We start from the raw sequence: 6,511 nt of genomic DNA, 5'->3' as shown, positions 1-6,511 counted from the left end.
ATCCTGCAGGTGGTTGCGTGTGGCTAAGATCGCCCCGCTGCTGAGGACCGACACCAGCGCGATGACGCCGATCGCACCTCCAAGCGTGCGGTTGAGGCCAAACGTGTTCGGCATGTTCGAGCGTTCCTACGCAGACCTACGACACCATGTGGCAACCGCCATCGCTGGCCCAGTCAGCTAAATTAGATTTCAAATCAAGCTGGTATTGGTTCCATACGCCAATGGCGGCAATCTGAACGTCAGCAGGGATAGGCTGCAATAGGCCGCCGCCTGCGACCGGCGCATGAGCCGCGGCCAGTTGGGGAGGGGTTCGCGTTGACGCGCCATCGCCTTGGCCGAACATGACGCAGATCCGGTCACGCGGCCTCAACCTTGGATCAGAAGTTGCCGATGATGACGGACAGCCTTGGCTACGACCATCCCTACACCCTGCCCGAGATTGAGCGTGCGCATGAGATAATCGCCCGCGGCGTCGTCCATTACGGCACGGTCTACCTGCCGCTGCTGGATCGGATGGAGCGTGAAGTCGTCCACGCGAGGCGCCAGGTCGAAGGCTCCGCCCGTGCGCAGGCAGTTCTGGACGGGTACGCGATGCGCCGCCTCGGCGAGGCCGCGTCGTCATGAGGAAGCCTCCAGCGTCTCCCTCCATCCGGTTCCGGATCGACCCGGCCTACGTCTGGGCTGACAAGGCCGCGCGCCGTATGGGCCTCACCCCGGATCAGTTCGGGGAGTACCGGCGACGCCTCTACGCCCGCGGGTTTCCCGTGCCGGACGAGACAACCGGCCTGTACGACATCGAGGCGATCGACCGGTGGCGGATGCGTCAGCGCCCCGATCTCTACCCCGAGGTGCAGCCCGGTCTGCCTGCTGTTGAGCCTACCCCTCGCACGGATTGGGGAGCGCGGTTCGTAGAGGCTCGGAAGGCCGACAGCATGGGCGAGCGGTTTGCTAAAGCTGAGCGGACACGGCGTGCAAAAGCCTCAGTCAGGGATGGCGGACGCCCTTAGTGAGGTTCACGCTCACCCATCGGCCGATCAGGCGGAACGCGAGTATCCAGGGCATCCAGCCGCCTGTCGAACGAAGGAGCGCTAGGCTCCCCCTTGCGGCGGTCTATCCATTGGTCGAGGTCGCGGCGGTCGTACCGCTGCACGGTATCCACGCCGAAGCGGATCGGGCGAACGTCGCACTCGCGCTGGAACACGATCATGGACAGGCCGCAGTACGATGCCGCCTGCGCCCTGGTGAGGAGGCGGACGGCAGGTAGGGGCAGAGTCTGCCGCGTCATACTCAACTGAACACGCTGTTGCAGTCCGAGACGATCCGCAGGAGGTGGTTCGCCAACATGATGATCTCGAACGCTTCGTCGGGATCGTCGAGAGCGACCCGCCGATGCGACTGCGGGTTCTTGTAGGCAGCCATCGCGCCAGCAAACAGCGAGGAACGCCCTTCCTGCTCCGCGAGGGTCGCCTTCTTGTCCCTGAGGTTACCCTTTTTCGGATCGAACGCGGTACGCATTAGGTGCGTGCCGACATCGGTGGCCGGCAGGTTGGCCGCCTCTCGGACGGCGATCTCGACCGCCTTCATGGCCTCGAACACCGCCGTATCGTACTTCCCGCGATGGAACAGGCTCCACACGTCCTCACGGATGGCGGGGTGCAACGCCTCCTTCGGCAGCATGCGAGTGCTCAGGCCGAGTTGTGGTTGCGCTGCGATCCGCCGCCCCTTCCGGCTGACCTGTCGGTTCGTCGGGTGGAACTCCTCGCCGCCGCCCGTCAGGTTGACCAGAACCGGCATGAGGAGTCCTTCCCTCTCAAGCCAAGCCCATGCTTCTGCGATGGCTTGCTTGACCTCGGGATGGCGCTCGGCCGGGTACGGGCCTCTGAAGCCAGAGCGGCCGTCCGCATACTGAACCGGCGCGAACGCGAACCCGAGGAAGGTTTGAAGGGCGAGAGGTATGCCCGGCATCATTGAGGGCCGCGCCAGAGTCGGCAGCAGCCTCAAGCCGATCTCGTCCGGCTCTAAGGCCAGGAGCACGTCGGCTTCCTCGGGCAGTCCCTCGAAGTGCATGCCCGGCTCTACCCCTGCGCGCTGCCGTCGTTCTCGCTCGTGAGTTGATCCGGGCGCAGGCCCTCGTCCGGCTTGTCGTTCTCTCGATCCGGGAGCCTGACGCCAGCGCCAGCGCCGTCTCCCCTTCGCTTGCGCGTCCGAATGTTTGCCGGAGGGTCGCGACGAAGCCGAATGCCAGGCAGACCTCCGTTCTCAGGCAGGAACATCGCGCCTTCGCCTTCGAGAGCCTTTTGCAGGCCGTCGAGGGTCATTGAATTGGCGCTGAGCGGGCCATCGAGCCGTTCCAGCCGCTTGATCGTTTCCGCCGATACCCCGGACAACTCGGCGAGTTCGCCTTGCTCCATCTTCAGCATGGCCCGAGCCGCCCGCAACTGTTCCCCCGTCAACATCTAACACCTATCATGTAAAAAAATACGCGTTGAGTGTTGACGCGCTATCGGGATGGGCTTACACGATAAGGGTAAGTTCTGAACCTTTCAAGGCCGCCCCGATGCGCTACGCCAACCTCATCCCCCACTCGCACATCGCCCGCACCACCGACCCGCGCCTGACCGCCGACGCCCGCCGCGTCTTCACCCGCGCCAAGGCCGCCGTGAACGTCTGCACCGAGAGCGCCAAGCACTTCTCCCGCACCGTTGCCCCGCTGACCCGCCGCGACGGCACGTTCGACCGCTCGGCCATCATGCGCGCCGCGACCCGCGCCGCTCAGGCCCGCATGGAGGTTACGGGCGACGCCTGGGGCGAGTGCATGTCCTACGCGCTCAAGGGCGCCTGGGCCGCAGCGAAGTCCTCCCGCATCGTCCGCGCACACTGAGGGGGCCGTCATGCTCGCCATCACTCACGCCACCGTCGCGCCCGCCATCTCGGCCGACCCCGTGTTCGCCGCGATCGAGACGCACCGCGAAGCCCTTCAGGTCTATGAGGCCGAGGTCTACTATCAGAAGCGGAAGCGGAAAGGCCGTTGGGTCTCGAAGGAGAACTTCCGCGAGGCGGCCGACATCTACGACACGATCACGTCCAGGCTCGCCCTTAGCCCCATCGAAACGCTCGCCGGTCTTCGTGCGCTCACGGCCTATCTCGCCAGCCTGAACGCCTATGGGCAGGTGGCGGGGAACGCCTGCCTCTACGCGATCGAGGTTTGGCACCTCTCGGACGCGATGGCGACGATCGCCGAAGCGATGGCACGGCTGCTGCCGGCCGACGCTCCGACCTCGACGCACTGAGGCCGGACCGATGGCCGAACTCTCCCGCCGCATCGTCCTCGGCGCCTTCCTCGTCGTCGTGGCCTCACGGATGCCCGCCGCTGCCTCTGACGGAGTGCTGCCAGCAATCCGCTGGGCCGAGGCTGCCGACGCCGCCTATCTCGGTTCGGGCCGCATCGCTGCCGACCGGGCCAAGGCTGGACTGCCGCTGTCGGCCGGGTGGGCCGCCTACCGCGGTTCGCTGGCCCGCGTGCGCCGGCTGGCCCGCCTCGACCTCTACGCCCTGACGCCGACCACCGCAGAGTCTGCCAAAGCGCTGGCCGCCTACCACACCGCCCGCGGCGAGCGTGCCGGTAGCGCAGGCGCCCGACGTGCCGCTCGCCGCCGGCTGCGCAAGGTGTTCGCTCGGCCGGGTGCCGTGCTCCCGCCCCGGCTGACCTAGTCGGCACCACCCTCCCCTTCGCCTTCCCTGCCTGCCTTCACGAGCCCTTTGGAGCCCGACCGATGTCGCACGTCCATTTCCCCGATTTCAGCCATTCGCTGCGCCCCGTCGTCCTCGAAGCGGAGCGCGTCCCGTTCCACGCAGACCCCATCCTCGCGGCGATAGAGCGCCACAGCGAGGCGTGGAGCGTGTTTCAGGTCGCCCCCAACGGCGAGGCGGCCATGCGCGCCGAGGACGATGCCGACGCTGCCCTGACGGCGCTGCTCGGCACGCCCTGCGCGACCCGCGCCGGGATGCTCTGCCTGATCCATCACCTTCGCTGGTTCCTGAGCGAGGAAGCGCCGAACGCCACCGCGCACGGCGACGGCTGGGCCATTGCGCAGGCCCGTGAAAGCGACCTGTCCCTTTGCCTGGGCGTGGAGCCGGTCCGGCGTCTACCGATGGCCCTGCCGTCCGGCCGATTGATCGGGCCGACTATCGACCTCCGCCCGGCGCCGACGCCCGCGCGTCTCGCGCGCACCCTGGCCGTTGGCGGCGAGCTGCTGGCCGCCCTCGTCATCATCGGCGGCGGCGCCGTCCTCACGGGCCTCGCCTCGCTGATCTGAGCAACCCGCCGATCGCAACTCATCAGGTCTATCGAGCTATCAAGTTAAGGAGATCCCTTCCATGCGCGCAATCAAGTTACTGCAACGTGATCCTGCGAAGCCGAGCCTGCGCGAGCGGTTCGCGTTGATGAAAGCCAAGGCCGCGGGCCTCGCGGCCGAGACGAGCCAAGGCCGCCGCGCCATGCTGGCCGGGTCCATGGCCGCTGCCCTGCCGCTGCCGGCGCTGGCCGCCTCGACGCCGCCCGGCGCTCGCGAGGCCGAGTTCTTGGCGCTCGCCCCCGACCTCCTGCCGCTTATCCGGCGCGTCGGCCCTGCGCAGGCTGAGGCCGGTCGCCTCTTCGACGCCGGGGATACCGCGGCCGGCGAACATCCAGGCTGGATCTCTGACGACACGAGCGCTGCCGAAGCCTGGGGGGTAAAGGCCAAGGCGACGCGGGACGCCAACGGATATGACGAGGCATGGGCCTTGGCTAACACACTCTCCATCGCCCTCGCGCGTCTGGCTGATCCCTACATCAACGAGCCGATGCAGACCCTTCCGGGCATCATGCTCAAGGCCGCGCTCGCCGACTTGGGGGAATGGTGGAGCGAGAGCGCCTTGGCCGACGTGTCCCGCCTCGCGGCCGAGCACTTCGGCCTGCCCGCCCCGGAGCCGTTTTTCCAAGAGCTTGTAGAGGCCGGCGTCGAGCCGGACGACGAGGACGAAGGCAACGACGAGAGCGACAGCCCCGCCTCCTGACGCCATCCGCCCGGCGGGTCGGCCCCGCCGCGCACCCCTTCCTTTCAAGGATCATAAGAGCACGCGCGTGTCCCCTCTCAAGCTGTCCAATCCCTTCCGCCGAAGCGCCGACCGCCCTTCCCTAAAACAGCAGGCCGCGGCGCTGCGAACGACCGCCGCTAAGGTGATGGGCCGAAGCGCTCCGCCGGCTCCCTCGACCCCGCTCCCCTCGGTTGGGGGCGACGCTGAGCTTGCGATCCTCGCGACGCTGCTCTGCGATGCCTTCGCTCAGCATGATCTGGTCTGTCAGGAGCCGGACCCGTCGGATGCTGACATGAGGGCATCGTGGGCGCCCGTCCGCGCCGTTATCGAGCGCATGAGCGTCGTGGAGGCGTCCACGGTTCAAGGATTGGCCTTGAAGTGTCTCGGGCTGGCTGCAGACCGTGTGTGCGAGCTGCGCGCCGATCCAACCGGGGAGGAGGCGGGGGATAGGATCGTGCGTCAGTTTCAAGATGCTGTGCGGGCGGGGAGCTTGGCGCCGCTGGCCGGTTCCAACGAAACGAGGGCCTGAGACCGATGGACAACGTTATTGCATTCCGCCCGCCCGCCGTGGCGCCTCTTGTCCCGCCGGCACCCTCGCCGACCGAGACTCGGCGCATGATCGAGGAAGCGGCACAGACCGCCCTGGACACCGCCGACAACCTGCTCGCGATCCTTAACCGCATGGACGGGGATGCAGAGGCCGAGGACGGTGGGGGCGCTGAACCCGCCCTTGTCGCTCCTGAGAACCACCACGGCAGCCAGGTCGTGGGGTTGCGCAATAATGATAGTGGCTGCGAGGCGGCATCTGATGCGGTACCACCGGTCGCGTCGGCCGAGTGTGCGGTGACCGCGTTCGCGCCCCTGTCCTGGAATGGCCGAGGGAACATCATTGCGGCCGCCGCAGTAGCTTTCCTCGACATGGTAGCTGGAGGCGAGCGCTGATGCCGACCGCCCTTCGTCTTACAGCCGATCGTCGGCTGACACTGCGCCAGACGAGCCGGCTCGCGTGACTGATGTTGCTGGAACGCTACCTCGCCCGGCGAATGCACTGGGCCATGTTGCGGCAAAGCCGGATCGGCGTAGCGGCCGGTGGCGGATGTCTGCTCTACTTCACCCGGCGTTGGCTGGACTGCCACGCCGAGATTGCTGCGTTGCTAGGCGGACCGGAGCGGGGTGACGTGGCTGAAGCTCGGGCTATTTTGGTAGGGTGTCGATGCCAGTGAACCACCGTTCGTAAGAACGCCGGGCGCGGGGGCCAGTCTAGTTCATACGTCCGCGGCGCGATCGGATATCCTTCTGAGCCAGCCGTCGCCCCAGCTCCAACAGCAACGCATCCGCACAGCTCTTCAGCCGTGGGTCCTGCATCTCGACGATCGCCTGTTGCGCAGCGATGGCGTGTTCGGCTGCGCGATCCAGCGCGCTGTCCTCATTCTCG

9 protein-coding genes are annotated in these 6,511 nt (G+C 67.1%); 7 read left to right on the top strand and 2 right to left on the bottom strand.

Annotated elements, in window-relative coordinates:
- Positions 1 to 390: 390 nt before the first annotated feature.
- Positions 391 to 624 carry a hypothetical protein gene (locus MKK70_RS22675; RefSeq protein ID WP_147726580.1) on the top strand — a complete coding sequence of 78 codons (234 nt, stop codon included), beginning with the start codon at positions 391 to 393 and terminating at the stop codon, positions 622 to 624.
- A 663-nt stretch (positions 625 to 1,287) separates the two neighbouring features.
- Here the strand turns inward: MKK70_RS22675 and MKK70_RS22670 are convergent.
- Both MKK70_RS22670 and MKK70_RS22665 read right to left on the bottom strand, forming a co-directional pair.
- Positions 1,288 to 2,067 carry a TIGR02391 family protein gene (locus MKK70_RS22670; protein ID WP_243950079.1) on the bottom strand — a complete coding sequence of 260 codons (780 nt, stop codon included), beginning with the start codon at positions 2,065 to 2,067 and terminating at the stop codon, positions 1,288 to 1,290.
- An 8-nt stretch (positions 2,068 to 2,075) separates the two neighbouring features.
- A complete protein-coding gene (locus MKK70_RS22665; protein WP_409568313.1) occupies positions 2,076 to 2,456 on the bottom strand; it encodes a helix-turn-helix domain-containing protein in 381 nt (126 codons plus the stop codon).
- Between the two features lie 101 nt (positions 2,457 to 2,557).
- On the opposite strand from MKK70_RS22665, the gene MKK70_RS22660 reads away from it, so the two are divergent.
- The 6 genes from MKK70_RS22660 (at position 2,558) to MKK70_RS22635 (ending at position 6,018) form a co-directional block, all read left to right on the top strand.
- The gene (locus tag MKK70_RS22660; protein ID WP_243950076.1) at positions 2,558 to 2,881 is read left to right on the top strand and encodes a hypothetical protein; all 324 of its coding nucleotides are present in this window, start codon (positions 2,558 to 2,560) and stop codon (positions 2,879 to 2,881) included.
- 10 nt (positions 2,882 to 2,891) lie between these two features.
- Positions 2,892 to 3,290 (top strand): hypothetical protein, encoded by a 399-nt coding sequence (locus MKK70_RS22655; protein ID WP_243950074.1) that lies wholly within the window; start codon positions 2,892 to 2,894, stop codon positions 3,288 to 3,290.
- Positions 3,291 to 3,300: 10 nt separating this feature from the next.
- Positions 3,301 to 3,711 (top strand): penicillin-binding protein, encoded by a 411-nt coding sequence (locus MKK70_RS22650; RefSeq protein ID WP_243950072.1) that lies wholly within the window; start codon positions 3,301 to 3,303, stop codon positions 3,709 to 3,711.
- Between the two features lie 62 nt (positions 3,712 to 3,773).
- Positions 3,774 to 4,316, top strand: a complete 543-nt coding sequence (locus tag MKK70_RS22645) for a hypothetical protein (protein ID WP_243950070.1) — start codon at positions 3,774 to 3,776, stop codon at positions 4,314 to 4,316.
- Positions 4,317 to 4,377: 61 nt separating this feature from the next.
- Positions 4,378 to 5,055 carry a hypothetical protein gene (locus tag MKK70_RS22640; protein WP_243950068.1) on the top strand — a complete coding sequence of 226 codons (678 nt, stop codon included), beginning with the start codon at positions 4,378 to 4,380 and terminating at the stop codon, positions 5,053 to 5,055.
- Positions 5,056 to 5,691: 636 nt separating this feature from the next.
- Positions 5,692 to 6,018 carry a hypothetical protein gene (locus MKK70_RS22635; RefSeq protein WP_243950066.1) on the top strand — a complete coding sequence of 109 codons (327 nt, stop codon included), beginning with the start codon at positions 5,692 to 5,694 and terminating at the stop codon, positions 6,016 to 6,018.
- Positions 6,019 to 6,511 lie beyond the last annotated feature (493 nt).

It is taken from the genome of Methylobacterium sp. E-041 (genome assembly GCF_022829665.1).
Classification (GTDB): Bacteria; Pseudomonadota; Alphaproteobacteria; order Rhizobiales; family Beijerinckiaceae; genus Methylobacterium.
Note: the sequence above shows the minus strand (reverse complement) of the source record. Positions and strands in the feature narration are given on the sequence as shown.